26 protein-coding genes are annotated in these 24,140 nt (G+C 56.1%); 18 read left to right on the top strand and 8 right to left on the bottom strand.

The features are described 5' to 3' along the window. Positions 1 to 259: 259 nt before the first annotated feature. On the bottom strand, positions 260 to 1,612 hold the full coding sequence (locus AC0IM9_RS07730; RefSeq protein ID WP_482803605.1) for a sigma-54 interaction domain-containing protein: 1,353 nt from the start codon (positions 1,610 to 1,612) through the stop codon (positions 260 to 262). Positions 1,613 to 1,903: 291 nt separating this feature from the next. On the opposite strand from AC0IM9_RS07730, the gene AC0IM9_RS07725 reads away from it, so the two are divergent. The 9 genes from AC0IM9_RS07725 to fae all read left to right on the top strand — a co-directional run bounded on the left by AC0IM9_RS07725 (position 1,904) and on the right by fae (position 9,685). After that, positions 1,904 to 2,593, top strand: coding sequence for an MBL fold metallo-hydrolase (locus AC0IM9_RS07725; RefSeq protein ID WP_482803604.1), 690 nt, complete (start codon positions 1,904 to 1,906; stop codon positions 2,591 to 2,593). Positions 2,594 to 2,603: 10 nt separating this feature from the next. After that, a complete protein-coding gene (locus AC0IM9_RS07720; protein WP_482803603.1) occupies positions 2,604 to 3,545 on the top strand; it encodes a sulfite exporter TauE/SafE family protein in 942 nt (313 codons plus the stop codon). Between the two features lie 76 nt (positions 3,546 to 3,621). After that, positions 3,622 to 5,340 carry a multicopper oxidase family protein gene (locus AC0IM9_RS07715; RefSeq protein ID WP_482803602.1) on the top strand — a complete coding sequence of 573 codons (1,719 nt, stop codon included), beginning with the start codon at positions 3,622 to 3,624 and terminating at the stop codon, positions 5,338 to 5,340. 83 nt (positions 5,341 to 5,423) lie between these two features. After that, positions 5,424 to 5,657, top strand: a complete 234-nt coding sequence (locus tag AC0IM9_RS07710) for a hypothetical protein (protein ID WP_482803601.1) — start codon at positions 5,424 to 5,426, stop codon at positions 5,655 to 5,657. Further along, positions 5,647 to 7,206 carry a cytochrome ubiquinol oxidase subunit I gene (locus tag AC0IM9_RS07705; RefSeq protein WP_482803600.1) on the top strand — a complete coding sequence of 520 codons (1,560 nt, stop codon included), beginning with the start codon at positions 5,647 to 5,649 and terminating at the stop codon, positions 7,204 to 7,206. The genes AC0IM9_RS07710 and AC0IM9_RS07705 overlap by 11 nt, the downstream gene beginning before the upstream one ends. A 10-nt stretch (positions 7,207 to 7,216) precedes the next feature. Continuing rightward, entirely contained in the window at positions 7,217 to 7,729 is a 513-nt protein-coding gene (locus tag AC0IM9_RS07700; RefSeq protein ID WP_482803599.1) for an aspartate carbamoyltransferase, read from the top strand. Positions 7,730 to 7,744: 15 nt separating this feature from the next. After that, positions 7,745 to 8,884 (top strand): cytochrome d ubiquinol oxidase subunit II, encoded by a 1,140-nt coding sequence (cydB, locus tag AC0IM9_RS07695; RefSeq protein WP_482803598.1) that lies wholly within the window; start codon positions 7,745 to 7,747, stop codon positions 8,882 to 8,884. A gap of 12 nt (positions 8,885 to 8,896) precedes the next feature. Further along, on the top strand, positions 8,897 to 9,031 hold the full coding sequence (gene cydX, locus AC0IM9_RS07690) for a cytochrome bd-I oxidase subunit CydX (protein WP_140912511.1): 135 nt from the start codon (positions 8,897 to 8,899) through the stop codon (positions 9,029 to 9,031). Between the two features lie 102 nt (positions 9,032 to 9,133). After that, a complete protein-coding gene (gene fae, locus AC0IM9_RS07685) occupies positions 9,134 to 9,685 on the top strand; it encodes a formaldehyde-activating enzyme (protein ID WP_140912510.1) in 552 nt (183 codons plus the stop codon). A gap of 20 nt (positions 9,686 to 9,705) precedes the next feature. Here fae and AC0IM9_RS07680 read toward each other — a convergent pair whose 3' ends face one another. Continuing rightward, the gene (locus AC0IM9_RS07680) at positions 9,706 to 10,620 is read right to left on the bottom strand and encodes a LysR substrate-binding domain-containing protein (RefSeq protein WP_482803597.1); all 915 of its coding nucleotides are present in this window, start codon (positions 10,618 to 10,620) and stop codon (positions 9,706 to 9,708) included. 268 nt (positions 10,621 to 10,888) lie between these two features. Here AC0IM9_RS07680 and AC0IM9_RS07675 point away from each other — a divergent pair, with 268 nt between their 5' ends. Beyond that, positions 10,889 to 12,532 carry a methyl-accepting chemotaxis protein gene (locus tag AC0IM9_RS07675; protein WP_482803596.1) on the top strand — a complete coding sequence of 548 codons (1,644 nt, stop codon included), beginning with the start codon at positions 10,889 to 10,891 and terminating at the stop codon, positions 12,530 to 12,532. A gap of 592 nt (positions 12,533 to 13,124) precedes the next feature. Next, entirely contained in the window at positions 13,125 to 13,895 is a 771-nt protein-coding gene (locus AC0IM9_RS07670) for an ATP-binding protein (RefSeq protein WP_482803595.1), read from the top strand. On the opposite strand, the gene AC0IM9_RS07665 is transcribed toward AC0IM9_RS07670, so the two are convergent. Beyond that, positions 13,880 to 14,290, bottom strand: coding sequence for a hypothetical protein (locus tag AC0IM9_RS07665; RefSeq protein WP_482803594.1), 411 nt, complete (start codon positions 14,288 to 14,290; stop codon positions 13,880 to 13,882). The genes AC0IM9_RS07670 and AC0IM9_RS07665 overlap by 16 nt on opposite strands. Positions 14,291 to 14,391: 101 nt before the next feature. Between AC0IM9_RS07665 and AC0IM9_RS07660 the strand changes: the two genes are divergently transcribed. Beyond that, complete coding sequence (locus tag AC0IM9_RS07660; protein WP_482803593.1) at positions 14,392 to 16,191, top strand: bacteriohemerythrin; 1,800 nt, start codon at positions 14,392 to 14,394, stop codon at positions 16,189 to 16,191. Then, positions 16,188 to 17,492, top strand: a complete 1,305-nt coding sequence (nosR, locus tag AC0IM9_RS07655; RefSeq protein WP_482803592.1) for a response regulator c-di-GMP phosphodiesterase, NosR family — start codon at positions 16,188 to 16,190, stop codon at positions 17,490 to 17,492. The genes AC0IM9_RS07660 and nosR overlap by 4 nt, the downstream gene beginning before the upstream one ends. 18 nt (positions 17,493 to 17,510) lie before the next feature. On the opposite strand, the gene AC0IM9_RS07650 is transcribed toward nosR, so the two are convergent. Beyond that, positions 17,511 to 18,050 carry a response regulator gene (locus tag AC0IM9_RS07650; protein ID WP_482803591.1) on the bottom strand — a complete coding sequence of 180 codons (540 nt, stop codon included), beginning with the start codon at positions 18,048 to 18,050 and terminating at the stop codon, positions 17,511 to 17,513. A 540-nt stretch (positions 18,051 to 18,590) separates the two neighbouring features. Between AC0IM9_RS07650 and AC0IM9_RS07645 the strand changes: the two genes are divergently transcribed. Continuing rightward, positions 18,591 to 19,082: a hypothetical protein gene (locus AC0IM9_RS07645; RefSeq protein ID WP_482803590.1), complete on the top strand. Its 492-nt coding sequence runs from the start codon at positions 18,591 to 18,593 to the stop codon at positions 19,080 to 19,082. 56 nt (positions 19,083 to 19,138) lie between these two features. Beyond that, the gene (locus AC0IM9_RS07640) at positions 19,139 to 19,609 is read left to right on the top strand and encodes a CFI-box extended C-terminal domain-containing protein (protein ID WP_482803589.1); all 471 of its coding nucleotides are present in this window, start codon (positions 19,139 to 19,141) and stop codon (positions 19,607 to 19,609) included. 162 nt (positions 19,610 to 19,771) lie between these two features. On the opposite strand, the gene AC0IM9_RS07635 is transcribed toward AC0IM9_RS07640, so the two are convergent. Genes AC0IM9_RS07635 through AC0IM9_RS07620 form a run of 4 tightly spaced genes read right to left on the bottom strand, consistent with a single transcriptional unit; the run spans position 19,772 to position 22,236 of the window. Beyond that, complete coding sequence (locus AC0IM9_RS07635; protein WP_482803588.1) at positions 19,772 to 20,221, bottom strand: ankyrin repeat domain-containing protein; 450 nt, start codon at positions 20,219 to 20,221, stop codon at positions 19,772 to 19,774. A gap of 17 nt (positions 20,222 to 20,238) precedes the next feature. Continuing rightward, the gene (locus AC0IM9_RS07630; RefSeq protein WP_482803587.1) at positions 20,239 to 20,910 is read right to left on the bottom strand and encodes a hypothetical protein; all 672 of its coding nucleotides are present in this window, start codon (positions 20,908 to 20,910) and stop codon (positions 20,239 to 20,241) included. Further along, on the bottom strand, positions 20,900 to 21,679 hold the full coding sequence (locus tag AC0IM9_RS07625; protein WP_482803586.1) for a 4Fe4S-binding leucine-rich repeat protein: 780 nt from the start codon (positions 21,677 to 21,679) through the stop codon (positions 20,900 to 20,902). Before AC0IM9_RS07625 ends, AC0IM9_RS07630 begins: the two co-directional genes overlap by 11 nt. A gap of 2 nt (positions 21,680 to 21,681) precedes the next feature. Continuing rightward, complete coding sequence (locus AC0IM9_RS07620; RefSeq protein ID WP_482803585.1) at positions 21,682 to 22,236, bottom strand: flavodoxin; 555 nt, start codon at positions 22,234 to 22,236, stop codon at positions 21,682 to 21,684. Between the two features lie 12 nt (positions 22,237 to 22,248). Between AC0IM9_RS07620 and AC0IM9_RS07615 the strand changes: the two genes are divergently transcribed. The 3 genes from AC0IM9_RS07615 to AC0IM9_RS07605 all read left to right on the top strand — a co-directional run bounded on the left by AC0IM9_RS07615 (position 22,249) and on the right by AC0IM9_RS07605 (position 24,069). Continuing rightward, positions 22,249 to 22,419, top strand: coding sequence for a hypothetical protein (locus tag AC0IM9_RS07615; RefSeq protein ID WP_482803584.1), 171 nt, complete (start codon positions 22,249 to 22,251; stop codon positions 22,417 to 22,419). A 98-nt stretch (positions 22,420 to 22,517) separates the two neighbouring features. After that, positions 22,518 to 23,513, top strand: a complete 996-nt coding sequence (locus AC0IM9_RS07610) for a hypothetical protein (RefSeq protein WP_482803583.1) — start codon at positions 22,518 to 22,520, stop codon at positions 23,511 to 23,513. A gap of 175 nt (positions 23,514 to 23,688) precedes the next feature. Continuing rightward, positions 23,689 to 24,069, top strand: coding sequence for a porin family protein (locus AC0IM9_RS07605; RefSeq protein WP_140912496.1), 381 nt, complete (start codon positions 23,689 to 23,691; stop codon positions 24,067 to 24,069). Positions 24,070 to 24,140 lie beyond the last annotated feature (71 nt).

Here is a 24,140-nt window from a genome sequence, read left to right as displayed (position 1 = left end):
AGCTTCCAGCTACCGTATACATTGCAAGTGCTTGATCGCCCATCCGGCCGAATCTCCCTGCATTTGCGCCATGCGCCGCGTTCGCGGCGCCGCAGCTCCCGTTGGCTCGGAATGCCAACAAATTCAAGCTGTTTCGCACTATACCCACCCAATCGACTAGGCAATATTGCCCATATGGGCAATTCGGTCGACCGACTATACCACAGCGCGGCGACGCGCCAAACATTCGCCTGGCGTCGCCGCGGCGGCGGGCAAGACCTCAAAGTCCGTATTTTTTGCGTTTACGCCAGAATGTGGCGCGGCTCATGCCGGCATAGCGCGCCGCTTGCTCCAGATTGCCGGCGCCGATTTCCAAAGCTTCCCGGATCAGCGCCGCTTCGGCGGCCGGTTTCGGTCGCGATAGCGGTTGGGTCGGTTGCGGCATCGGCGGACGGACCGGTTCGCGGAATTCCGGCGGCAGATCGGCGATACTCAACTCGCCGCCGCGACCGACGGCATAGGCGTATTCGACTACGTTATTCAATTCTCTGACATTGCCGGGCCAATCATAATCCAGCAACAAGCGCATCGCTTCCGGCGCGATGCGGTCTACGAAGCGATGGCCCTGCAGGTTGTGCCGATTGATCAGGTGCTGTAACAGCAGGCCGATATCGAGGCGGCGTTCCCGCAACGGCGGCAGAAAGATCGGCACCACCCGCAGCCGATACATTAAATCCTCGCGGAAACGGCCGGCCTTGACTTCTTCCCGCAACGAGCGGTGGGTGGCCGCGATAATGCGGACATCGACGCTGACCGGGTGGTCGCCGCCGACCGGAATGAAATTGCGTTCCTGCAACACCCGCAGCAACTTGGCTTGCAACTCCAGCGGCAGCTCGGCAATTTCGTCCAGAAACAGGGTGCCGCCGTTGGCGCGCTGAAACAGCCCGGCGTGGTTGCGCACCGCCCCGGTAAAGGCGCCCTTGACGTGGCCGAACAGTTCGCTTTCCAGCAGGCTCGGGGTCAGTGCCGCGCAATTTATCGCCAGAAACGGCTGGTAGTGGCGCGGACTTTCCAGATGCAGCGCGTGTGCCACCATTTCCTTGCCGGTGCCGGATTCGCCGCGGATCAATACCGTGGCTTCGGTCGCGGCGACGTTGCGGATGATTTGGATCGCTTCCAGCATTTTCGGATCGCGGGTCAGAATGCCGTGGAAGGTTTCCCCGGTCGGCTGCGGCAATCCCGCGGTTTGATGTTGCGGCTGCAGATATTCGATCGCCCCGGCGAAGTTGCCGGCATTGTCGTAAAAGGCTTTGGCGGTACGGTAGCAATCCAGCGTCCGCCCGTCCGGGTGTTGGATACGGACTGGCTGGGCTTTGACGATGCCAAGTTGGGCCAGATTGCACGGGTCGTTGCCGTTGTCGCAATTCAAAGCGGTTTTGCACGGCTTGCCTACCGCACTGGCGGCGCTCAAGCCGAGCAGTTGTTCGGCCCCTTTGCTCCACAGCAGGATGTCGCTGTTGGCGTCGACGATGAACACCGCACCGGTTTCGAATAAATCTGTCATCACCTCCAGCACTTGATCGGCGCCGATTTGCCCAAGCCAGCGTTTCAGCTGCGGTGAGGAAAAGGCCATGTGTTTGCTCCGTAATGTTTCAAGTTTTGTTTCAAGTGTATCACTCCTGTTTCAGTGTTTCATTTTGAAACGCAGCGCCAGCGGCCAGCCGGCCCCCGATTGGATCGGTTACCGGCAGTCGGAGACAAGCACGCGAAATTTTTTAGTCAAAACAATTGTCTAGCTCTGGCGGTTCCTGCCGCTGCGGCCTGAGCGTCGCGCTGGCGGTTTGCGAACCGCATGGTGAAACTGGCATGAGTCTTGATATAGAAACATTAACTTATTCTTATTTTGCGATAAACGGAGCAAGTCATGATTTTCAGACAACTCTTCGAAACCGAAACCGCCACTTACAGCTATTTGCTCGGTTGCGAGCGGACCCGCCGCGCCTGCCTGATCGATCCGGTGGCGTCGGAATTGCCGCTGTACCTGGAGCTGTTGCAAAGCCTGGATTTGAAACTGGTCTATACCCTGGAAACCCACGTTCACGCCGACCACATTACCGGTTCCGGCTTGCTGCGGGAAAAGGTCGGCAGCAAAAGCGTGGTGCACCGCGATGCCGGCGCGATCTGCGCCGACTTGCTGGTGACGGACGGCGTGCCGTTGCAGGTCGGCGATTTGCAACTGGAAGTCCGGCATACGCCCGGCCATACCAACGGCTGCGTCAGCTACGTGATGGCGGACCGGGTCTTCACCGGCGATGCCTTGCTGATCGGCGGCAGCGGCCGGACCGATTTTCAACAAGGCGATGCCGGTCAGCTCTACGACAGCATCACCGACAAACTGTTTACGCTGCCGCCCGATACTCTGGTTTATCCCGGCCACGACTACCAAGGCAATACCGTTTCCACCATCAAACAGGAGATGGCGAAAAATCCGCGCTTGGGCGGCGGCAAGAGCCGCGACGAGTTCATCGCCATCATGAGCGAACTGAAACTGGCCTATCCGAAATTCATCGACCAAGCCTTGCCGGCCAACCAGGCGTGCGGCCTGTTGAGCTAGGAGCGCTGAGATGCTGACCGCTCTGGGTTTGGCGATCGGAATCGGCTTACTGCTCGGCTTGCTGGGCGGCGGCGGCTCGATCCTGACCGTGCCGATGCTGGTGTATGTGTTGCAGGTGGCGCCGAAGACCGCAATCGCCACATCGTTCGTCGTGGTCGGCGTCTCCAGCCTGATGGCATTGATACCGCATGCCCGGCGCGGCCACGTCTGCTGGAAAAGCGCCGTCGTGTTCGGCATCGCCGGCATGGGCGGCGCCTTTGGCGGCGGGCGTTTGGCCGGCCATATCTCGGGAGACTGGCTGATGGTGTTGTTCGGCCTGGTCACGCTGACTACCGGTCTGGCGATGATGTTGAAGAAAGCGGCGGTTGAGCCGGCGCCCGGCCTGCAGCCGTTGCCGATGTGCCCGTTGCGGACGCCGGTGTCGCGGCTGCTGTTCGACGGCGCTCTGGTCGGCGGCTTGACCGGTTTGGTCGGGGTCGGCGGCGGCTTTCTGATCGTACCGGCCTTGACGCTCTGGGTCGGCTTGCCGATGCCGGCGGCGATCGGTACCTCGTTGTTGGTGATCGTAATGAATGCCGTGGCCGGTTTCAGCGGTTATATCAACCACGCCGAACTGGATTTGGCGTTGACGGCGGTGGTGACGGTCGGCGCCGTGGCCGGTAGCGGCGTGGGCGCTTGGCTGTCCAATTTTCTCAGTGCGGCCGTTTTACGTCGCGGCTTCGGCTGGTTTGTGGTGTTGGTGGCCGTTTACGTGCTGTCGCAGGCTTTAACCGGCGAAGTGTGGTCCGCGGTATCCGCGGTGCAATTGGTCGAGATCATCGCCGAAAAGCGGCTCTGGGGCGGGCTGGCTGCGGCAGCGTTACTGGCATGGATAGGCCGGCGCATTCATCGTCTTCGGCCGGACGCCGACGAGGTGAAGCGCCAAACCGGCTCAAAAATTAGAGTAGTCTAATATTTGTTAGGTCTGACTGTTTAAGCGCTATCCGCTCAGGGTGGCAATAACTAGAAAAACGTAACAGGAGGGGGACATGTTAAATAAATTCAATACATCGCGCCGGCAATTCTTTGCCCAAACCGGAGTGGGTTTGTTGGCTTACGCCAGCATGCCCGGCTGGTTGCGGGCCATGGAGAACATGGGAGAAATGCCGAAAATGGCGCCGTTCAAGGCATCACCGAACTTTCATCCGGATGTCGAGCTGGACTTGTTCTGCCGGCCGTCTGATGTCGCGATTCTGCCCGGCCAAACCACCCGGGTGCAACGCTATTTCGCCAAACTGGCGAAAGGTCCGGCCGATACTCTGGCCGAGATCCCTGGCTCTTACCTCGGGCCGCTGATGCGCTTCGAAAAAGGCCAGAAAATCCGTATCAACCTACACAATCAGCTCGACGAGCCGACCATCACCCATTGGCACGGCTTGCACGTACCGGCGGAAATGGACGGCCACCCACTTTATGCGATCGACCAAGGCCAGAGCTTCGTCTATGAATTCGAGATGCTGAATCGGGCCAGCATGAATATCTACCACCCGCATCCGCACAATATAACCGCCAAGCAGGTTTACCACGGTCTGGCCGGGGCGATATTGGTCAACGATACCGAAGAGCGGCGGTTGGAGTTGCCGAGCGGCGAATACGAAGTGCCGATCGTGATTCAGGACCGCCGCTTCGACGCCAGCAACCAATTGCAATACGTGCACGGCATGCACGACCGGATGATGGGATTTTACGGCGACCGCATCCTGGTCAACGGCAAATCCGATTTTCAGCTCGACGTCGCCAGTCGAGCTTACCGTTTCCGCGTCCTCAACGGCTCAACGGCGCGCATTTACAAGCTGGCCTGGGACGACAATACCCCGTTGACCGTCATCGGCACCGATGGCGGCTTGCTGGAAGTGCCCGTCAACAAACCTTACGTGATGCTGGCCCCCGGCGAACGTCTGGATATCTGGGCGGATTTCAGCGGGCGTAAAGTCGGCTCGCAACTGGTACTGCGCAGCCGTTCTTTTTCCGGCGCGTTGCCGAAAATGGCCGAGCGGATGATGAGCGGCATGGGCGGCGGCGAACACGGCGGCGGCCGCGACATGGGTATGCACGCCAATGCCTTGCCGATGGGCAGCGACTACCCGATTTTTAAAATCAAGGTAACGCGGCAAATCGGCGACAGCCCGAAATTGCCCGACAGTCTGGCGCAAATCAAACGTTACACATTGCACGACACCGCCAATCCCGCTAAACCGGTGCCGATCGGCATCTCCGAAGGGCCGATGCGAATGGTGTTGAACGGCCGGCCCTACGCCTATAACGACATCCTGCCCAGCGAACGGATTCCGTTCAATACCGTGCAACTGATGGAAATATTCCACGCCCACGGCGGTAGCGGCGGCCACCGCATGGGTGGGATGGGGATGGGCGGCATGAATCACGGCGACCACCAGATGGGCGGGATGGGCATGGGCGGAATGGGCGGCAACATGGGCATGATGATGTCGATGGCGCATCCGATCCATCTGCACGGCCAATATTTTCAGATCCTGAGCCGAACTGTTGGCATGGGCGAGGGCGATGGTTACGCCACGGTCAAAGACGGTTTCATCGAAGGCGGCTGGAAGGATACCGTGTTGGTCATGCCCGGCGAGCGGGTACGCATCATCAAGCCGTTCCAGGATTTCAAAGGCTTGTTCATGTACCACTGCCATAATCTGGAACACGAAGACATGGGCATGATGCGCGACTTTTCAGTCGAGTAGCTGCAAGCCCGTTTGGCGGTAGCGATCCGGCCCGGCTGGTTTCTGCCGCCTATCCGCGACCAATCGATCCCCAGGAGGCCGTCATGAACGACGCTAGCCCAGACCGTCCGCTTTTGCCGAAAACAAGCGCGTTGCGCTGGGAAATCGGCGCCGCAATCGGCATCAAATTGCTTTTGTTGGTCGGCTTGTGGTTTTTGATTTTCCGCTGGCAGGAACGTCCGGCCGCTAAACCCGATATCGCCGCGCATCTGGCTTTACCCGCGGCGACTCAGCCATTTTCTTCACAACCCGTAAAGGAGTCCGATCATGTTCGGTGACGATATTGTCATGCTCTCGCGGATGCAGTTCGGCCTGACCGCGCTGTACCACTTTCTGTTCGTGCCGCTGACGCTGGGCATGACCTTTATTCTCGGCATCATGGAATCGGTTTACGTGATGACCGGTAAAGCAGTCTATAAGGACATGGTCAAATTCTGGGGCAAACTGTTCGGCATCAATTTCGCGATGGGCGTCACCACCGGCCTGACCCTGGAATTTCAGTTCGGTACCAACTGGGCTTATTACTCGCACTACGTCGGCGACATCTTCGGGCCAATACTGGCTGCCGAAGGCTGGATGGCGTTCTTTCTGGAATCGACCTTCGTCGGTTTGTTCTTCTTCGGCTGGGACAGGTTGAGCAAGGTGCAGCATTTAATGGTGACCTGGTTACTGGCGGTCGGCACCAGCCTGTCGGCGCTATGGATTCTGATCGCCAACGGCTGGATGCAGCACCCGGTCGGCGCCGAATTCAATTACGAAACCTTGCGCATGGAGATGGTCAGCTTCGCCGACGTGTTCTTCAACCCGGTGGCGCAGGTCAAATTCGTGCATACCGTCGCCGCCGGTTACGTCACCGGCTCGATGTTCGTGCTCGGCATCAGTTCCTGGTATTTGCTGAACCAACGCGACATCGGCTTCGCCCGCCGCTCGTTTTCGATTGCCTCGGCCTTTGGGCTGGCGTCAGTGTTGTCGGTGATCCTACTCGGCGACGAGAGCGGTTATACCTCCGGCGAAACCCAAAAAATCAAGTTGGCAGCGATCGAATCGGAATGGGAAACCCATCCGGCGCCGGCCAGCTTCACCGTATTCGGCTTTCCGGATCAGGAAAACGAACGCACCGATTTTGCGATCAAAATTCCCTATGTGCTGGGCCTGATCGCCACCCGTTCCATCGACGAGGATGTCAAAGGCTTGAAGGATTTGCGCCAGGAAAGCGCCGAGCGGATCAAAAGCGGCATGATTGCCTACGGCGAGTTGCAGAAACTGCGCGCCGGCGATTTGAGCGCCAAACCGGCCTTCGAGGCGCATAAAGCCGATCTCGGTTACGGTCTGCTCCTGAAAAAATACACCGGCCAGGTGATCGATGCCGACGCGGCGATGATCCAACAAGCCGCCAACGACACGATTCCTCAGGTGGCGCCGTTGTTCTGGACCTTCCGCATCATGGTTGCCTGCGGTTTCACGCTGCTGTTCATCTTTGCCATGAGCTTTTACTACTGCGCCACCCGCGTTGCGGACCAGAAGCGCTGGCTGATGCGGATGGCGGTCTGGTGTATCCCGCTGCCGTGGATCGCCGCCGAAACCGGCTGGTTCGTCGCCGAATACGGCCGCCAGCCCTGGACCATCTCCGGCGTGTTGCCGACCCACATGAGCGTCTCGAGTCTGAGTGCGGACCAGCTTTGGTTCAGTATCGGCGGCTTTGCCTTGTTCTACACCGTGTTGTTGGTGATCGAGATGTATCTGATGCTGAAATATGTACGCTTGGGGCCTAGCAGCTTGCATACCGGCCGCTATTATTTCGAACAATCTGCGGCGCTGGCCCATTAAGGAGGAAGTCGTGAAAAACATCGTATCGATCATAACGCTGGCGGCGTTGGCTAACGTCGCCCTGGCCATTCCGCCGGTCGACCCGGCCCGGCTGGATCAAGTGGAGCAACGCGGCAGCCAGGTGATGCCGTTTACGTTGGATAAAACCCTGCACGTGTTTACCCCATCGCCGAGCGGCGGCGTGCAGCAAGTGCTGGCGAAAAATGCCGGCGATGCCGAGCAGATCGGACTGATCCGCCAGCATTTGATCCATTTGGCGGCGGGTTTCGGCCGCGGCGATTTTTCCGGGCCGCGCCGAATTCACGGCGACGACATGCCCGGCGTGCAGGCCTTGAGCGCTGCGGCGGGGAAGGTGGTTTATCAATACCGCGAATTGCCCAACGGCGCCGAAATTGAATTCCAAACCGCCGAACCGGCCCTGGTCGAGGCGATACATGCCTATTTCGCGGCCCAGCTCAGCGACCACGCCCGCCATGCCATGCCGGGCGGCCATGTCCCGCATCACGACCATCCGCGCCAATAATTTCGGGAGTAAACCATGTTCGATTATGAAACGATTCGTCTGATCTGGTGGCTATTCATCGGTGTCGTCGCCATCGCCTTTGCGGTGACCGAAGGCTTCGATTTCGGCGTCAGCACGCTGTTGCCGTTCATCGGCAAAACCGACCTCGAACGGCGGGTGGTGATCAATACCGTCGGCGCCACCTGGGAAGGCAACCAAGTCTGGCTGGTGCTGCTCGGCGGCGCTGTGTTCGCGATCTGGCCGGCGGTCTACGCCACGCTGTTCTCCGGCCTGTACGTAGCGATGCTACTGGTGTTGTTCGCGTTGTTCTTTCGCCCAGCCGGGTTCGATTACCGCAGCAAGATCGAAGATCCGCGCTGGCGCAATGCCTGGGATTGGTGCCTGTTTCTGGGCGGTGCGCTGCCGCCGATTCTGCTGGGCGTGCTGGTCGGCAATTTGTTGCTGGGCTTGCCGTTTCATCTGGATCAAGATCTGCGGCCGTTTTACGACGGTTCGTTTTTTGCGCTGCTGAATCCGTTTGCCTTGTTGTGCGGTTTTGCCGGCTTACTGTTGACGCTGTTCCATGGCGCGTTGTTTCTGAAATGGCGGAGCGAAGGCGCGATTCACCAACGGGCGACGGCCACCGTTGCGGCGCTGGGGCCGTTGTTGCTGGTCGCGTTGGCCGTGATTACCGCCTGGGTGTTTTTGGCGATAGACCGGCCGGAAATCACGCAAATGGCCGCGGCCGATGCGCCTTCCAATCCGATGAACAAAACCGTCGTCGGTCACGGTGCCGGCTGGCTGCAACATTTTCAAACCCACACCTGGATGTGGTTGGCGCCGGCCGCCGGCTTCGGCGGCATCTTTTCGGCGTGGAAACTCGGCGCCGGCACAGCGCGGATGGCGGCGTTCTGGTCCAGCGCGCTGGGTATTGCCGGCATCGGTTTGACGGTCGGCTTCGGTCTGTTCCCGTTTTTGCTGATCTCCAAAACCGATCCGCGCTCCAGCCTGACCTTGTGGGATGCCAGTTCCAGCCATACCACGCTGTTGTTGGCATTCTGGATCACCGTGGTGTTCCTGCCGATCGTGCTGCTCTACACCCGTTTCGTGTACCGGGTGATCTGGGGCAGCGTCACCGAACAGACCGTTTTACAAGATTCGCACACCCTGTACTAAGGAGAATGAACCATGTGGTATTTCGCTTGGATTTTAGGCGTCGGCTTCGCCGCCGCATTCGGCATCATCAACGCCATGTGGCTGGAATCGGTATGCGATATCGATAACCACGGCATCGACCAGTCGTGCGATAGCCTGCGAAAGTAACGCCGGCCGGAGGTGTGCGGCCCGCGCCTCCGCCTGCCTATTGCCGCGGGGGAGGCGGAGACATAGAATGCCGGCTCTGTTAACTGATTCCGAGGAGCCCCCATGTCAGATTCATATTGGTTTAGAACCGGCGAAGCCACCGTATTTTCCAGCGAGGGTCAAGGCACCGACGCGATGCCGGAAATCCTGATCGGCGACGTCAAAGGTCCGGCCGGCCACGCCTTTGCCAATCTGATGGGCCAAACCGCGGGGCACACCCGGATGTTCGCGATTCGCGCCACCAACCAGCAAGTGCGCCCGGCCACGATCATGGTGCCGAAAGTCACGATCAAATCCTCGGCCTACGTCAATCTGCTCGGCGGTCCAGTGCAATCGGCCGTCGCCGACGCGGTGATCGACAGCGTCGCCGACGGCGTGATTCCGCGGCTGCAAGCCAACGAATTGTGCATCATCGCGATGATCTGGATCGATCCGTCTTGTGCCGACAACCCGAATCTGGACCGCAAGGACCTGTACCGCACCAACTACGAAGCGATGAAATTGGCGATCTCCAGAGCGATGAGCAACTCGCCCAGCATCGACGAATTGATCGCCAACCGCCACAAAATCTTCCACGAAATGTACGATCCGGAAACCGGCGAGTCGCAGTGGTAAGCGGTTAGCGCCGGCCGAGGTCAGGTCGCAGCGGTCGCGTCGATCTGGTCGGCGCGGTCGACTATCGCAGCCTTCTCGACCAGCCCGCTCAGTTGTCGAATCAACTCGCCGCGGGCACTGGTTTTGCGCCACACCAGGCCGATGGTGCGGCTGGGCGCCGGTGCCGCAAACCGGATGTAACGGATGCCCGGCTCGTGGCGCACCGCGATCTGCGGGATGAAGGTCACGCCGGTGCCGGCATGTACCATTTGCCGCAGCGTTTCCAGGCTGGTGGCGCGGACGTCCTGCTCTTCGTCGGCGCCGACGGTTTGGCAAACTTGCAAGGCATGGCCGCGCAGGCAATGCCCCTCGTCCAACAACAGCAAATGCTCGCCTTGCAAATCGGATTGTTCGACCACGCTGTTGAAGGCCAGCGGATGGCTATCGGCCACCGCCAGCAAAAATTCGTCGTCGAACACAGCCTTGCTCTCCAGAAAATCTTCGTAAACCGGTAGCGCCAACAGCGCGCAGTCCATCTGCCCGCTTTTGAGTTGCTGAATTAGTTGCTCGGTTTTCTCCTCCACCAGGATCAGTCGGATTCGCGGCAAGGCCTGTTTGATCAGCGGCACCAATTGCGGAAACAGGTAGGAAGCCACGGTCGGGAACGCGCCTAAGCGCAGATTGCCGGCTAGAGGATCCTGCGCCGTGGCGGCCAGTTCCTTGATAATCGCCTGTTCTTTCAGAATTCGTCTGGCCGAGGCGATGATGCGCTCGCCCAATTCGGTCGGCAGCACTTTTTTATTGGTGCGCTCGAACAACTGTATCCCCAGCTCGTCCTCCAGTTTCTTGATCTGGGTACTCAACGTCGGCTGGCTGATGCAGCAGCGGTCGGCCGCCTGCACGAAACTGCGCAAATCGGCCACGGCAATCAAATAGTGCAAATCCCGTAAATTCACGTTTTCTCCATGTTTCGATTATTGCGCATCGTCCCAGCTGCACGTGGTAAGTGTTACCCGTTTGTCCGCGCTGCCAATACTCTTACACCACCTATTCTAAATGACTGGAAATTATTGTTCAGTACTGCTGAGCGGACGGTTTTTTCGGCGTTTTGCGCAAAGGTCCGGTCTACTCTGTTAGACCGCTAGCAACATATTGGCTACGGCGGTTGGAAAATCTGAAATTTCGGTAATACTGCTTTTTCAAAAAGTCGGTCAGGAGAGTTGTATGCTTAACCGTGTCGAAATCGGCAAACGCCTGAGCGCAGCGTTTTTTAGCGCCAGTTTTATTACATTACTAACCGGCATAAGCGGTATTTATTTTATCGATGTGGTCGGACATACCGGAGTCTATGTCGGAGAGGCTGCGGCGCCGCTGGTTGATGCAGTCATGGAATCGAAACTGCTCGCGACTGAAGCCCATTTGAAGTTCGAGGAAATTATGGGTGGCGATAACGCTGAGTCTATAGACAGCGTGAATCTGTTGATGGACAAATCTAGTTGGTTCTTGGAAGCAATAGCCCACGGCGGCGAAAGTGAAGAAGGCAAGTTTATAGCGGTAGAAAATCCGGCTACTCTGGCGCGAGTCGATGCGTCACGACAGAAACTTCAGGCCGTGCGTACCATGTTGGCCAGACGTTATGCCACACTGGGTCAAAATATCGGCGAAGACCAATTTCATAAGCTGGATGCGCAGTTCGACGCGGATTTCGAGGCGTTTATCGATGAAGTCGACCAGTTGGAAACTGCAATCCAGATCGACGTCAAGGATTCGCTAAAAAAATTGCACGACACCACGGAAGAAAGCAAATTGATACTGTCGGCTTTGATCGGTGCCGCTTTGATTAGCGCGCTCTTGCTCGGTCGGTTGACGACGCAATCGATCACGCAACCGCTGAGTCAATGTTTGCTGATTGCCAAGCAGATTCAGAACGGAGATTTGACTGCGAAAGTTGCGCCGCTGGGTGAGGATGAAATTGCCCAGCTACTGCTGGCTTTGGATAGTATGCGGCGGCGTCTGCTGGATATTATCAGCGGTATAGCCGACAACGTGACGATGTTGAATCGGGCTGCCGAATCTTTGGCCTCGGCATCGTCTCAGAGCGAACGGGCCAGCGTAGTAGAGGCTGAAACATCGGAAATGATGGCGAATTCGGTAGAAAAGCTGTCGCAGGCGATCGATCAGATCGGCCGGCAAGCGAAAACCGTGTACGAAGTGGCGGAACACTCCGGTAATCTTTCGCTCACCAGCGGTACGATAATCCAAGAGACGGCCAGTAAAATTACTGATGTAGCGGCTGCGGTGAAATCCACCGCCGTTACGATTCAGGAGCTGGAGGACTTTTCCGGCCAGATTTCCGGGATCGTCAGCATCATCGGCAGTATCGCCGATCAGACCAACCTGCTGGCGTTGAATGCGGCAATAGAAGCGGCTCGGGCTGGCGAACAAGGCCGCGGATTTGCGGTGGTAGCGGACGAAGTGCGCGCGCTAGCCAAACGTACGGCCAGTTCGACCCACGAAATTATCGATATGGTAGGCAAAATACAGGTCAATACCAAACATGCCGCGGAGGAGGTCGAATCGGGTGTCAGAAAAGTGAACGACGGTGTGGCGTTGGCGGGTAAGGCCGCAACGTCGATTACCGATATTCGCGATAGCAGCCATCATGTCAGTAGTGCAATTGGTGAAATCACCGGCATTTTGGCAGACCAAGCCAACGCTACTCGCGAAATGGCGAAACGTATAAAAATGATCGCTGATAGCGCTGCCGACAACTGCAGTACTGCGGCAGGCGCGTCCCGCTCGGCGCAAGAATTGGCGCGTCTAGCGCAAAATCTCGAGCGCGTCGTTTCGGGGTTTAAAATCGTATGAGTCAATACAGTGCAGCTTGGTTGACGCTTGATGCCAGTTTGCGGGTGACAACGAAACTGGATCGGTTCTAAGTTAGCAAAGATTTGCACAGCCATCTGGTTTATCCAAAGTTTTGTGCATATTGTTGTTGATATCTTGTGATAGCTGGAAAGGAGGCTTGTTTTTCAAAGACATTTGTCGCTTGCGTAGCATGTATCCTATCCTCCGCAGATGCTAAAAGCCGGAGTTGGGGGCGGGTGCGGGGGTAAACTGCACGAGATCGCCGATTTATACACAGAAACTGTGGAAAAAATTGTTGGCAACATATTGGTTGTGTTGCTATGTTTTTGTTTTTAATTGGTTTCCGTTGGATGGTTCGTTATTGGCCACGCCTCAAATTTCCTGTCTAAAGCCAACAAAATCAGTAAAATTTTTAGTCCTATGGTCGAGCCTGACAGAAATGCACTGGTGATTCGAGTCTAGTCACAGAAGTTGTGGATAAGTCTGTTGGCAAACCGTTAAAAACCAAGCTAAGTGCCCGTCCCAACTAAACTGGCGTTAAATTGGCTAAAAAATATACAATCCAGCCATCCCTTCAAACCGGAATTCGAACATGATCGATTGGAACAACACTTACGCGGCCATTTGGCGCCAGCGCCAGGAATATTTGCGGCCGGTTCGGCATATCGATCCGATCCGGCTGCAGCAACTGCTTGGCATCGAGTCGCAAAAACGGCAACTGGTCGATAATACTTTGCGTTTCCTGGCCGGTCTGCCGGCGAATAACGTTTTGTTGTGGGGCGCGCGCGGTACCGGCAAGTCGTCGCTGGTCAAGGCTTTATTCAACGAATACATGCACGAAGGTTTGCGTTTGATCGAAGTCGACAAACAGGATCTTTTGTATTTGCCGGAAATCGTCGACGACATTCGCGAGCATCGGCAACGCTTCATTATCTATTGCGACGACCTGTCGTTCGAGGCCGGGGACAGTCTGTACAAGCCGTTGAAAAGTGTGCTGGAGGGGTCGATAGAGTTGCCACCGGACAACGTGCTGTTTTACGCGACTTCGAACCGGCGCCATTTGTTGCCGGAACAGATGCGGGACAATCTCGATACTTTACTGGTGGACGGCGAGGTGCATTATTCCGATGCCGTCGAAGAAAAAATTTCGTTGTCGGACCGTTTCGGTCTGCGTTTGGCGTTTTATCCGCAGCAGACCCAGACATATTTGGACATTGTCGACAGCTATTTCCCGGATTACCGCGGCGATCGCGAGGTGTTGCACAAGGCGGCTTTGGATTTCGCTCATTTGCGCGCCGCCAAGAACGGCCGTACCGCCAAGCAGTTTTTTAACAGCGTCAGCGACGGTCAGGCCGGGGTTTGATCGTCTCCGAGCCACTCGTGCACGCGGTTGGGAGCGCCCAGCATGAATTTGAGGATTTCGTTGCGGGCGGTTTCCGCTGCAATCCCGCGGGCGACCAAGGTCTGCAATAGACGCTGGAATTGCTCGCGGCTGCGGTGGCCTGGGGCGGACATATCGCGGCGGCAACTGAATTCGTCCATTAGGGTGGAGCCGCAGCGGCAATTGCGAAAAACTTCTACTACCGCCATGCCTTGATCGTCGACGAACGACTTTAACGATGAGCGGCCGCCGGGCATGTCGCCGGTTTCGCGGAAAAATTGTTCAGGCCCGCTGAAAACGCGGCCGCAGTTCGGACAGCGTTTCGGAAAAGCCGATTGCAGCAGGGCTTGCAGCCCTTCGAACGCTTCGATTTTCATGGTTTTTGCGATTGCCCTAAACATTCCTACGCAGCGGCATTGTGCCATAGCATAGGCGCGAGTAATATCCGAGTCTGTTATCCGAATGCGGACTCGCGCACATGAGCATTTTGACTTGGAACGATCAGTTACTCGTCGGCCTGGACAGCGTCGACCGCCAACATCAGAAGCTGGTGGAGTTGATCAACAAACTGGACGAACTGGTGGCGGTGGGCGGCGATAGCGATGTTTTAGTCGCCACGGTCGGCGATCTGGCGGATTACACGGCCTATCATTTCCGCCATGAAGAAGAACTGATGGCAGCCGCCAATTTCAACCCGGAGCTGTTTGCCAAACACAGCGAGGAGCATCGCGAGTTCGTCGACAAAATCCGGAGTGTACAGCTGGACGCGGAGCGCGACCGGTCGGCGATTTCCGGGGATTTGTTGGACTTTTTGGTCGATTGGCTCTGCCACCATATTTTGAAGACCGACAAACTGATGGGTATCAGTTTGAGCAAAGGCGTTGATGCCGCCCGGATCGAAATCGACCGCCACGAACATCTCGGCGTGCTCCACAGTAATCTTTATTCGGCGCTGCGGGAGAGCGAGGAGCGCTTCAAGGATTTGGCCGATAATTTGCCGGCCCTGATTTGGATCACCAACGCCAAACACATGCCGATATTTTGCAACCGGTTCTGGTTCAAAACCTTCGGTTTGCACAGCGGCAGGCTGGAGAAACAGCAATGGATGAACGTGATCCACCCCGACGATCGGGAGCAGGTCATGGCGGCGTACAGCAAGGCGGCCGGCGAAAAAACCAAGCTCAAGATCGAATACCGTTTGCTTGGTGATGGCGGCAAAGTGAGCTGGATTCTGGAGACTACCGCCCCCCGCGTGCGCCGTAACGGCGAGTTTGCCGGTTTGATGGGGTGCGGTATGGATATTACCCTGCGCAAAAAAGCCGAAGCCGCGCTGGCCAAACTCAACCACCAACTGGAGGAGCAAGTCGCCGAGCGGACCCTGGAACTGACCGTCGCCAACCAAACCCTGGAGCAGGATAAAAACCGGCTGATCCAGCTTAACCTGCAATTGCAGGAAGCGCAGTCGCATTTGGTCCAAGCCGAAAAAATGGCATCGATAGGCCAATTGGCGGCTGGCGTCGCGCACGAAATCAACAATCCGCTCGGCTATATTTATTCCAACCTGAATACGTTGAAAAATTACATCGACGAGTTGGCGTCTGCGGCCACTCTGGCCGAGCGCTTGGCCGGCAATCTGCCCGAGAACCATCCGGTCGCGGCCGAATTTCGCGCCTTTAAAAGCCGGGTCGATCTGGATTTCATCAAAACCGATGCCGGCGATTTGGTTAAAGAATCGTTGGAGGGCGCGACCCGCGCTAAAAACATCGTCCAGGATTTACGCGATTTCTCCCGGATCGACCGGCAGAATCAGGCCATATTCGACCTGGAGGCCGGTTTGGACGCCACCTTGAATATCGTCAACAACGAACTGAAATATAAAGCGGCCGTGGTTAAAGATTACGGCGGGGTCAAACCATTTCTCTGTGTCGGCGCTCAGCTTAACCAAGTGTTTATGAATCTGCTGGTCAACGCCGCTCAGGCCATTGCGGATTTCGGCAAAATCACCATTCGCACCGGTTATCGCGATGCCGATTGGGTGTTCGTCGAAATCGCCGATACCGGCAGCGGCATGAGTGACGAAGTCAAAGCCAAAATCTTCGATCCGTTTTTTACCACCAAGCCGGTCGGGAAAGGTACCGGTCTCGGCTTATCGCTGTCCTATAAAATTATCAAAGACCATCAGGGCGAAATCCAGGTCGATTCGGTTCAGGGCCAAGGCACGGTTTTCCGGATTTTCCTGCCGCTGCAACCCGCCACCTTAGCGCCTAAATTGCCATGAACGAGACAAGCCCAGCTACAGCCGCGCAACTATTGTTCGTCGACGACGAGCCGAATGTGCTGAAAGCCTTGAAGCGGTTGTTCCGCTCGGCGGAATACAGCGTGCACTTGGCCGAAAGTGGTGCTGCCGGCCTGGAGATTCTGCAGTCGCAGCCGATCGATTTGATCATTTCCGATATGCGCATGCCGCAAATGGACGGCGCCGAATTTTTGAGCCGGGCCGCCGCAAGCTATCCGGACACGGTGCGGATTCTGCTGACCGGTTATGCCGATATCGAATCGACCATCGCTGCGGTCAACAACGGCAGGATTTATAGCTATTGCAGCAAGCCGTGGGAAGATAACGAACTGAAAATCCTGGTGAACAACGCATTGGAGCAAAAGCGCTTGCGCGAGGAGCGCCTGCGCCTGTTCGCGATCGTCGAACGCCAAAACCGCGAGTTGAAGGATCTCAATGCCAGCCTGGAGGAAAAAGTCGAGAAGCGGACCGAACAGCTGAAGAAATCGCTGCAGGTGATCGAACAGGCCAACGAATCGTTGAAACGGCAATACCACGAGTCGGTTAAAGCGTTTGCCAAGATCATCGAAATGCGCCCCGGCATCAAGAGCGGCCATGCCAAATACATCGCCGAACACGCCAAAGACGTTGCCCAGCGCCTGGGCATGCCGCCGGCAGAGGTCAGAAACGTGGTGTTTGCCGGGCTACTGCTGCAAATCGGCAAAATGAGCTTGCCGGATAGTCTGCTGACGCTGTCGCATTTTGCGATGAACAGCCAGCAGCGCAAACGCTATTTGAACCATGCTCTGGAAGGCTCTCATTTGTTGGCCGGCATCGAGCCGTTGCAGCAGGCGGCGGAACTGGTCAGTCACCAGTACGAATATTACGACGGTTCAGGATATCCGGCCGGTCTGTTCGGCGCGGCGATACCGCTAGGCAGCCGGATTCTGACGGTGATTCGCGAATACATCTCGATGCTTGACGGCACTATCACCGGCAGCACAATGAGCACCGACCAAGTCAAACAGCGCTTGCAATCGAAAAAAGGCAGCCATTACGATCCGCAGGTGGTCGACGCTTTTCTGGCGCTATTGGACGAAACCAGTACTCACGACGAGCGGCCGGTCATCGAAATTTCCTGGACCCAATTGCAAGCCGGCATGGAAGCGGCCGAAGTGCTCTGCAACGACGTGCTGTATCTGAAAGACCAAATCCTGACCGAGAAACATGTCGAAGACATCCTTGGTCTGCGCAAGCACGGTAAGAATCTGGTGTTGCGGGTTAGACTGGGGCAGGGCGGCTAGCGCTGAATCCGGCCGTGATCACTCCAGATCGGTGTCGTCCAGGATAATCGAACCGTCCTCGGCCCAGTTGACTTTGGTAATCCCCGGTTCCTCGGCTTCCAGCGCGCGAATCAGCGCATCCTTCTCGTCCAACAGTTTTTGCTGAGCCCGCACCTGGTCCGCCAGCGCGCGGTTCTCCAGTTGCATGCGTTTGTGCGCCAAGCCGCTCTCAACCACATGGGCGATTTCCACATTGCTCCAAGGCTTGTTGATGAAACGGAACACTTCCGCTTCGTTGATGGCATGTTGCGCGCCTTCCAGATCGGCAAAACCGGTCAGTACCACCCTAACGGCGTCCGGCTGCAGACGTTTGAACAAAATCAGGAAATCGATGCCGTTGACGCCGGGCATCCGGTAATCGGAAATCACCAGATCGAAATGCTGCTGCCGCGCAATCTGCAACGCTTCATCGGCAGTTTCGGCGGTGACCGTGTCGTAGGCCTTGAGTAAGCGCACCAAGGCTTTAAGGACGTTGGTTTCGTCGTCGACGATCAAAATCTTAGCGGGACTCGTATTCATAGCGGGCTGCCATCGAAAAGCTGTCTCAATGGCGATAGTCTGGCACGGAACGCGCGCGGCGCAAGTTTTTGCGCTGTAAACTGCCGTGATGCCGTAAACTTTTTTGAGCGGCTGAGCCTCGATCACCGTCGCCGCTTGCCCTTCATTTTTCAGGTCCAGTAATGTCAAAGGATCGCGAAAAATCTTTCGCAAAAATTGCGACTCTCCAGCCTTATAAAACGAAAAAAATCTGAATGCAAAATCCAACGGCGTGGTATGTGTCTAGTTCGTTGGCAGGTAAATTGTCGCTGTTATGGGCGATTTCCAAACCGATTGATCTGAAATTTAGCGTGTGCACCGGCAATTTGATCCGGTATTGCCTTGCGCGGAGGGGCTAGAGTGTCAGACGCGCCTGATCAGGCCTCGATTCTCTCCCGGGAACTCTGCTTGCTTTTCCCGGGCGAAAAAATATCGACTTAGTCGAAATAAGTAAGCGTCGGAATGAGTCTGCAAGCTAAACTTAACAAACATCAGAACTGAATATGCCAACGAGGGGATGTTATGCAAGTCGATAATATGCAATCGATACTAGTCTCTGTCGGTGAATATCAAATCGCCATCTATGACGGCGCCTACAATGTCGCCAACACGGCAATCGTGCATCGCGGTGATGGGGCTAAAGGACTCGCCACCTGGGGTATGTCCGGCTGTCACGGTGTGGCCGTATTCGGCGGCCAGAACAATATTGTGCAGGTCCAATGGCTGGCGATGTACCACTGTTCCGGAGGGATTAACGCATCTCGCCTTCAAGAATTTATCGATTATCTCGGAAACGCGATACCGCAACCCGGCGGCAATTTTGAATGGGTCTTAGTGTTATCCCAGGGTGACGAAAGTGGCCAAACCTACTCTTGGACGCAACTAGGAGCCGCTGCGCAGAATTCTTCTTTGTTCAATACTAACCCAATTCAGGTTCGCATCATGAACGGTCCCGCGCCTGGCGGCTCCCGCAATGCTTTTGCCGTCGATTTCGACGGACACTGGGGGGCTTAGGCGGTAATATCGTCAATGCACCACCATGGCCTAAGGCTCCACGCGATGCCGGTGTCGTGCGTGTCGCGCATCCTCAGGGACAAGGGGGAGTTCCTGTGCCTGTTGCACATCATCAGGGGCAAAAAGGGTGTTGCTGCTTTATATCCACAGCCTGTTGCCGTTATCTCGGATTAGCGGACGATTGCGAAGAGCTCGAGATACTCCGTCGCTACCGAGATACCATTTTGTATCCGACTCCCGAAGGACGGCGCGACATCGAAATTTACTATCGGCAAGCTCCCCTCATTGTCGACCGGCTCGACGGCCTTACAAATCGCGAACAAGTCTACTCTTCAATCTACTGGGATTATTTAATTCCCGCTATTCGGTTGATCCAGACTTCGGACAATGCCGGCGCGTATCGTGTTTATAAATCGCTGGTTGCAGATTTATCAAACTACCTTGAATTGAACGAACTCGGGGTGCAAACCGAAACGGTCGCTAGATTCGGTAAGTCGGAACACGATTTGCTTTTTCCTGGACAGTGACTTGGGAGGACACGATTTTTGCGTTATTGCATCATGTGCCATTGGCTTGATGCGCATAGATTAATCGAAATCGCGAAGTCTCTCCCGACGTTCGCTGCGCGGTCTGATCAGGCTAGGACTCGGTGCCGATGCATAGCGTTTAGTGAATGCGAAATTTTAATCTCAGGTGGTGGCGCGGCTGATATCGCGTAGTATCTGCAAACACTGACGATTGGCGGCCAGGTCCAGTGCGCTGAAATCGTCCTCGGTGGTCAAGCGCCAATTGGCGCCCGCAGCCAACAGTTGCGCGACTATGAAGTGTTTGCCGGCAGAGGCGGCGTAAATCAGCGCTGTCGAACCGCTGGGGTTTTGGTAGTCGATGTCGATGCCGGCTTGTAGCAGTAGCGCGATGCACTCGGCGGATTCTGCGAAACAAGCGGCCCACAGGGCATTGTTGCCGTAGGCGTCGCAGACGCCGAGGTCTGAGCCGAACTCCCGGATCAGACGCATTAACACGTCGCTGCGGCCTTCGCGCGCCGCGATGATCAGAGCATGTTCGCCGCGGCCGTTAACCGTTACCTCGGAAAATGGGGCGAAGCCGCGTTGTTCCAACCATTGTTCGAATGGAGTCACTTTCACTACCTCGCGGTTCAGATTAACGACGGCCGATGTAGCAGCGATAGGTGGCCGCTGCCGGCGGTGGTCAAGCCGGCCAGTAGCTCCTGGCGGGCGATTGCGCCTTTACCGCGCAAATACGACAGTTCGGCGCCGGTCAGCAAGGTGATTGCAATCAAGCTGATTTGGCCGCCGGGCAAGATGGCGGTGCCGGTGGGAATCTGGCTCAACAGCGCACCGATCCGGCCGCGGCCGTCTTTGATGTGGTCGATATTGAATTCCAACGACAACGGTTCGCCGGACACCAGCTTTTCGCAAAGTACCGGATGACCGGCCAGGGTATGGCTGACTTCGGCCGTCAGCGGGAAAAGCCAACTGTCTGCCAAGGCGTTGAGCGGTTTGTCGTGGCCTATGCCGGAGTCGGGACTTTCGACGAAGACTTCCAAGCCCAGGCCGGTTTCTGGCCGGTAGCGTTCCACCCACGGGTCGGACAGGCCGTCCGAAATCACGCAGGCGTTGGCTCCATGCCGCGCCGCCAGCCAAGCGGCGCCGGCCGGCCATTCCGGGCCGTCGCTCATCGGTCCCATCAACGATGTCAACGACGCCAATTCCGAATCGAACAGCTGGCTCAGCGCGGCATGCCTGCCTTCTCCGGCCAAGCGCAGCCGATCGGCGTAAGTCAGGCCGACCAGGAATTCAGCGCTCATTGGATGCCTGCCTTTCAGGTTGGCTGGTTAGCCGTTCTTTGGCGATTTCACTGACTTCCGGGTCCGGATCTTCCGTTAATCGCGTGAGCAGGTCGTCTTCGGCGCGCAACGCCACTTCGTAACGGACGGTCCAATCCGGGTCGCGGCTGAGCAAGGCCAAGTCCTCGATTTCCATACGTTGGGCGACGATACGGCGGATGTTGGTTTCCTTGTCTTCGGCCATCAGACCCAGGCTGACGCTGGGGATGCGTTCGGCGACGATGCGTCGCACTTCGGTGTCCGGGTCGGCCACCAAGCGGAACAGGCGGCCTTTGGGCAAGCGTTTGGCTACGTACACCCGCACCAGATAGTCCGGATCGTCGGCCATCAATTCCAATTGAGTTTCCGGCAGCCGGTCAGCGACCGTGACCCGCACTTCGCGGTCACTATCCTGGCGCAACTCCAGTAGCCAGTCCAAAGGTACCCGGTAGGCCAGTACCCGGCGGACCGCCTCGTCAGGATCGTTCAATAACGGCCGCAACATATTGGTCGGCAGATAACGGGCGGCAATGGCGCGGCGTTCCCAGAAGTCGTCGGTAATATATTGGCCGGCCAGGCCGGGGTGCCGTTTCAGAAAGCGGTCGATTTGGCGGCCGCTGTGGGCGCGGATGCAGATGTCGCCGGGTTTGCAGCCGCCGTCAGCCAGTAAGGTGTCCCGGTATTCGCAACGGCTGCAGTCGGCCAGCGGCGTTAAATCCGGGTCTTGCGCTTCGGTACTGTACATCGCCATCGTTACGCCGCTTCGGCCATGACCGGCAATAATTGCGGTGTAATTTGCGCCAGCCAGAGCCGCAGCCGGTCGTCGGTCAAATGGGCTTGGGTGCGCTGGTCCAGTACCAGTCCGACGAACTCGCCGTCGATGATGGAGTCGGAATGCTCGAAACGGTAACCTTCGGTGCTCCAGCGGCCGACGATATCGGCGCCGTAGCCGTAAAACACCCGGTACAGTTGAATCAAGGAACTGGCGAAGCGGGAGGCGTAGCGTTCCTGATGACCCAGGCCGAATAGGGCTACGCGTTTGCCGGTAAAGTCTTGATCGTCCAGATTGCCGACGAATTCATGCCAACTACGTTCCTGGCAGCCGGCAGCGAGGCCGGGTAAATCGCCGATGCCGTAACTGGGCGTGCCGAGGATCAGCGCGTCGTATTTCAGCAAGTCCTCGGGGCTGGCGCGGTTGATGTTTTTCGGTTTGTCCGCCAGTTCTTCGCCTAACAGGCTGTATATCTTTTTAGCGACCAGCCGGGTGCTGCCGGTGTCGGTGCCGAAAAAAATGCCGATTTTGCTCATAGATCACCTGTAATGGAATGTGCCGAACCCGGCTTTGCTGCCGTTTGTGAAACTGCAGCAAATATCGGTCCAGGTGGCTTGATAGGTTTGGTTTTGATGTTTTCCTTTTTATATCAATGGGATGGGGTTTTTGGTTTGGCAGGGCTGGTCGAAACGGTGCGGTTAAGGCGACAATTGCTCTGAAAATGGGCCGATTCGCGACATTGTTGCTATAGTTGCGGCGTTAGTTGGATGCCGGTTTGGCCCCGGCAATAAATGGAAATCGTCAGGAAGGTTTAGTTATGGCAATTCTGCGCTGCAACCATTGCGGCTATCTCAGAGAAGTTTCTCAGGAACACGTGGGTAAGACAGTGAAATGCCCGGTGTGCGAACAGGCGGCGGTTATTTACGAGAGCGTCGAATTCATCAAGAAATTAATCGATAAGTACGGCGCCTTATTGGCGAAATACCGGGAATTGGAGGCGGCGCAGAATATACCGCCTGCGGCGGAAGCTCAGAAATATTTGCCTAAAGACGAAGAGCTGGATTTGCATAACACTGCGGTAATGACCAACAGCATGCAGTACAAGCCGGTGATCCAATGGTTCGAACGCAAGCATATCCAGGTCGAAGTCGATCACGATGCGCTTGATACCCAAGGGTTTTTCGATGAGATTGCGGTGGAGCTGGGCGACAATTTTCCGGTTTTACAGCAGGTGCTGGACAAGATACGCAAGGCTCAACGTAATAGTTATACCTCGGTGGTGTTGAATTTAAGCAACCACAGCCAGAACGATATTAAAACCATTACCGGGTTTTGCCGAAACCTGTACGAATTTTCGTTTTTGGCCAAATATTTTTATAACAAGAATGAAAAGCGGGCGTATTTAACCTTGCAGACCGTTCCGGCAATCGCCGGTTTTTTTACCGGCGAATGGTTGGAATGGTACGCTTTTATGAAATTGCTTAAATATTGTTACGAAAGCAAAGGCCTATTTTCCTGTCTGCGCAGTTTCAATATTCAATTTGCCAATGAAGATAAATATGAAGTGGACATATTTTTTCTAATTAATAGCCGGATTCCGCTGTTCATAGAGTGCAAATCCGGCGAGTTTCGGCCCTTCATCGATAAATATGTCAGGATGCGGCGTCGGCTGGAGATTGCCAAGGAAAACTTCCTGTTGCTGGTGTTGGGCGTTAGCGACGAGCAGGCGCAAGGCTTGACTAAGATGTATGAGATCACGTTCGTTAACGAAACCGGATTTATCAGACATATTAGCGGTTTGTTGGACGGGTAATATATTCCGCTTTATATTTGTGGTATTAAGGTTTTTCGATTTTGCCGATATTTGCAAAATTCATGATAGTATGAGAGGGCTTGAACAAGCAGCCGGATTAAAATATACAGTCATAATATTGTAATTTTAGTGTGGTAATTAGAAACACCTTAAATACCAATTGATTAGGAATCTTATGAATATCGTTAAAAAAACCTTGGCTTCATTTTTGGTGATTGCCGCTGCGTTGGTTTCCACATCCGCCAATGCGAATAGCGCCGGCGACGCTAAAGTGCGTGCCGCTGCCGAAGGCACCGTAGCCAAAGTCGAGGAAGCGGTCGGTTTGTTGGACAAGGGCGCCGACAAAGCCGAAGTGTTGAAAGCGCTGGGCGAAGTGCGCCAGTTGCAAAAAGAATTCCGTTACGAGCAAACCGAGCGTTTGCGCCAAAAAGCCGGTGACAAATTGAAAGTCGCCCGCGACGAAATCGAAAAAGGCGACGCTAACGGTTCCGCATCGTTGAAAGCTACCCTGGAACTGTATAAAGAAATGTTGAAAATCTACCTGGCCGCCCACTAAGCTGCCAGCCGCTTTGCCGCCGGGCTTGTCTGTTCGGCGGTAATCCCCGGCAGCGGCTGTTTTGCCGCACG

The organism is Methylomonas sp. Uni0011 (genome assembly GCF_056850255.1).
The sequence above is the reverse complement of the archived record's forward strand: the minus strand, read 5'-3'. Positions and strand labels throughout refer to the sequence as shown.

Bases quoted from the DNA above. Each gene is read 5' to 3' on its own strand.
- AC0IM9_RS07730 (WP_482803605.1), bottom strand. From the start codon at position 1,612: ATGGCCTTTTCCTCACCGCAGCTGAAACGCTGGCTTGGGCAAATCGGC.
- AC0IM9_RS07725 (WP_482803604.1), top strand. From the start codon at position 1,904: ATGATTTTCAGACAACTCTTCGAAACCGAAACCGCCACTTACAGCTAT.
- AC0IM9_RS07720 (WP_482803603.1), top strand. From the start codon at position 2,604: ATGCTGACCGCTCTGGGTTTGGCGATCGGAATCGGCTTACTGCTCGGC.
- AC0IM9_RS07715 (WP_482803602.1), top strand. From the start codon at position 3,622: ATGTTAAATAAATTCAATACATCGCGCCGGCAATTCTTTGCCCAAACC.
- AC0IM9_RS07710 (WP_482803601.1), top strand. From the start codon at position 5,424: ATGAACGACGCTAGCCCAGACCGTCCGCTTTTGCCGAAAACAAGCGCG.
- AC0IM9_RS07705 (WP_482803600.1), top strand. From the start codon at position 5,647: ATGTTCGGTGACGATATTGTCATGCTCTCGCGGATGCAGTTCGGCCTG.
- cydB (WP_482803598.1), top strand. From the start codon at position 7,745: ATGTTCGATTATGAAACGATTCGTCTGATCTGGTGGCTATTCATCGGT.
- cydX (WP_140912511.1), top strand. From the start codon at position 8,897: ATGTGGTATTTCGCTTGGATTTTAGGCGTCGGCTTCGCCGCCGCATTC.
- fae (WP_140912510.1), top strand. From the start codon at position 9,134: ATGTCAGATTCATATTGGTTTAGAACCGGCGAAGCCACCGTATTTTCC.
- AC0IM9_RS07675 (WP_482803596.1), top strand. From the start codon at position 10,889: ATGCTTAACCGTGTCGAAATCGGCAAACGCCTGAGCGCAGCGTTTTTT.
- AC0IM9_RS07670 (WP_482803595.1), top strand. From the start codon at position 13,125: ATGATCGATTGGAACAACACTTACGCGGCCATTTGGCGCCAGCGCCAG.
- AC0IM9_RS07665 (WP_482803594.1), bottom strand. From the start codon at position 14,290: ATGAAAATCGAAGCGTTCGAAGGGCTGCAAGCCCTGCTGCAATCGGCT.
- AC0IM9_RS07660 (WP_482803593.1), top strand. From the start codon at position 14,392: ATGAGCATTTTGACTTGGAACGATCAGTTACTCGTCGGCCTGGACAGC.
- nosR (WP_482803592.1), top strand. From the start codon at position 16,188: ATGAACGAGACAAGCCCAGCTACAGCCGCGCAACTATTGTTCGTCGAC.
- AC0IM9_RS07650 (WP_482803591.1), bottom strand. From the start codon at position 18,050: ATGAATACGAGTCCCGCTAAGATTTTGATCGTCGACGACGAAACCAAC.
- AC0IM9_RS07645 (WP_482803590.1), top strand. From the start codon at position 18,591: ATGCAAGTCGATAATATGCAATCGATACTAGTCTCTGTCGGTGAATAT.
- AC0IM9_RS07630 (WP_482803587.1), bottom strand. From the start codon at position 20,910: ATGAGCGCTGAATTCCTGGTCGGCCTGACTTACGCCGATCGGCTGCGC.
- AC0IM9_RS07625 (WP_482803586.1), bottom strand. From the start codon at position 21,679: ATGGCGATGTACAGTACCGAAGCGCAAGACCCGGATTTAACGCCGCTG.
- AC0IM9_RS07620 (WP_482803585.1), bottom strand. From the start codon at position 22,236: ATGAGCAAAATCGGCATTTTTTTCGGCACCGACACCGGCAGCACCCGG.
- AC0IM9_RS07615 (WP_482803584.1), top strand. From the start codon at position 22,249: ATGGAATGTGCCGAACCCGGCTTTGCTGCCGTTTGTGAAACTGCAGCA.
- AC0IM9_RS07610 (WP_482803583.1), top strand. From the start codon at position 22,518: ATGGCAATTCTGCGCTGCAACCATTGCGGCTATCTCAGAGAAGTTTCT.
- AC0IM9_RS07605 (WP_140912496.1), top strand. From the start codon at position 23,689: ATGAATATCGTTAAAAAAACCTTGGCTTCATTTTTGGTGATTGCCGCT.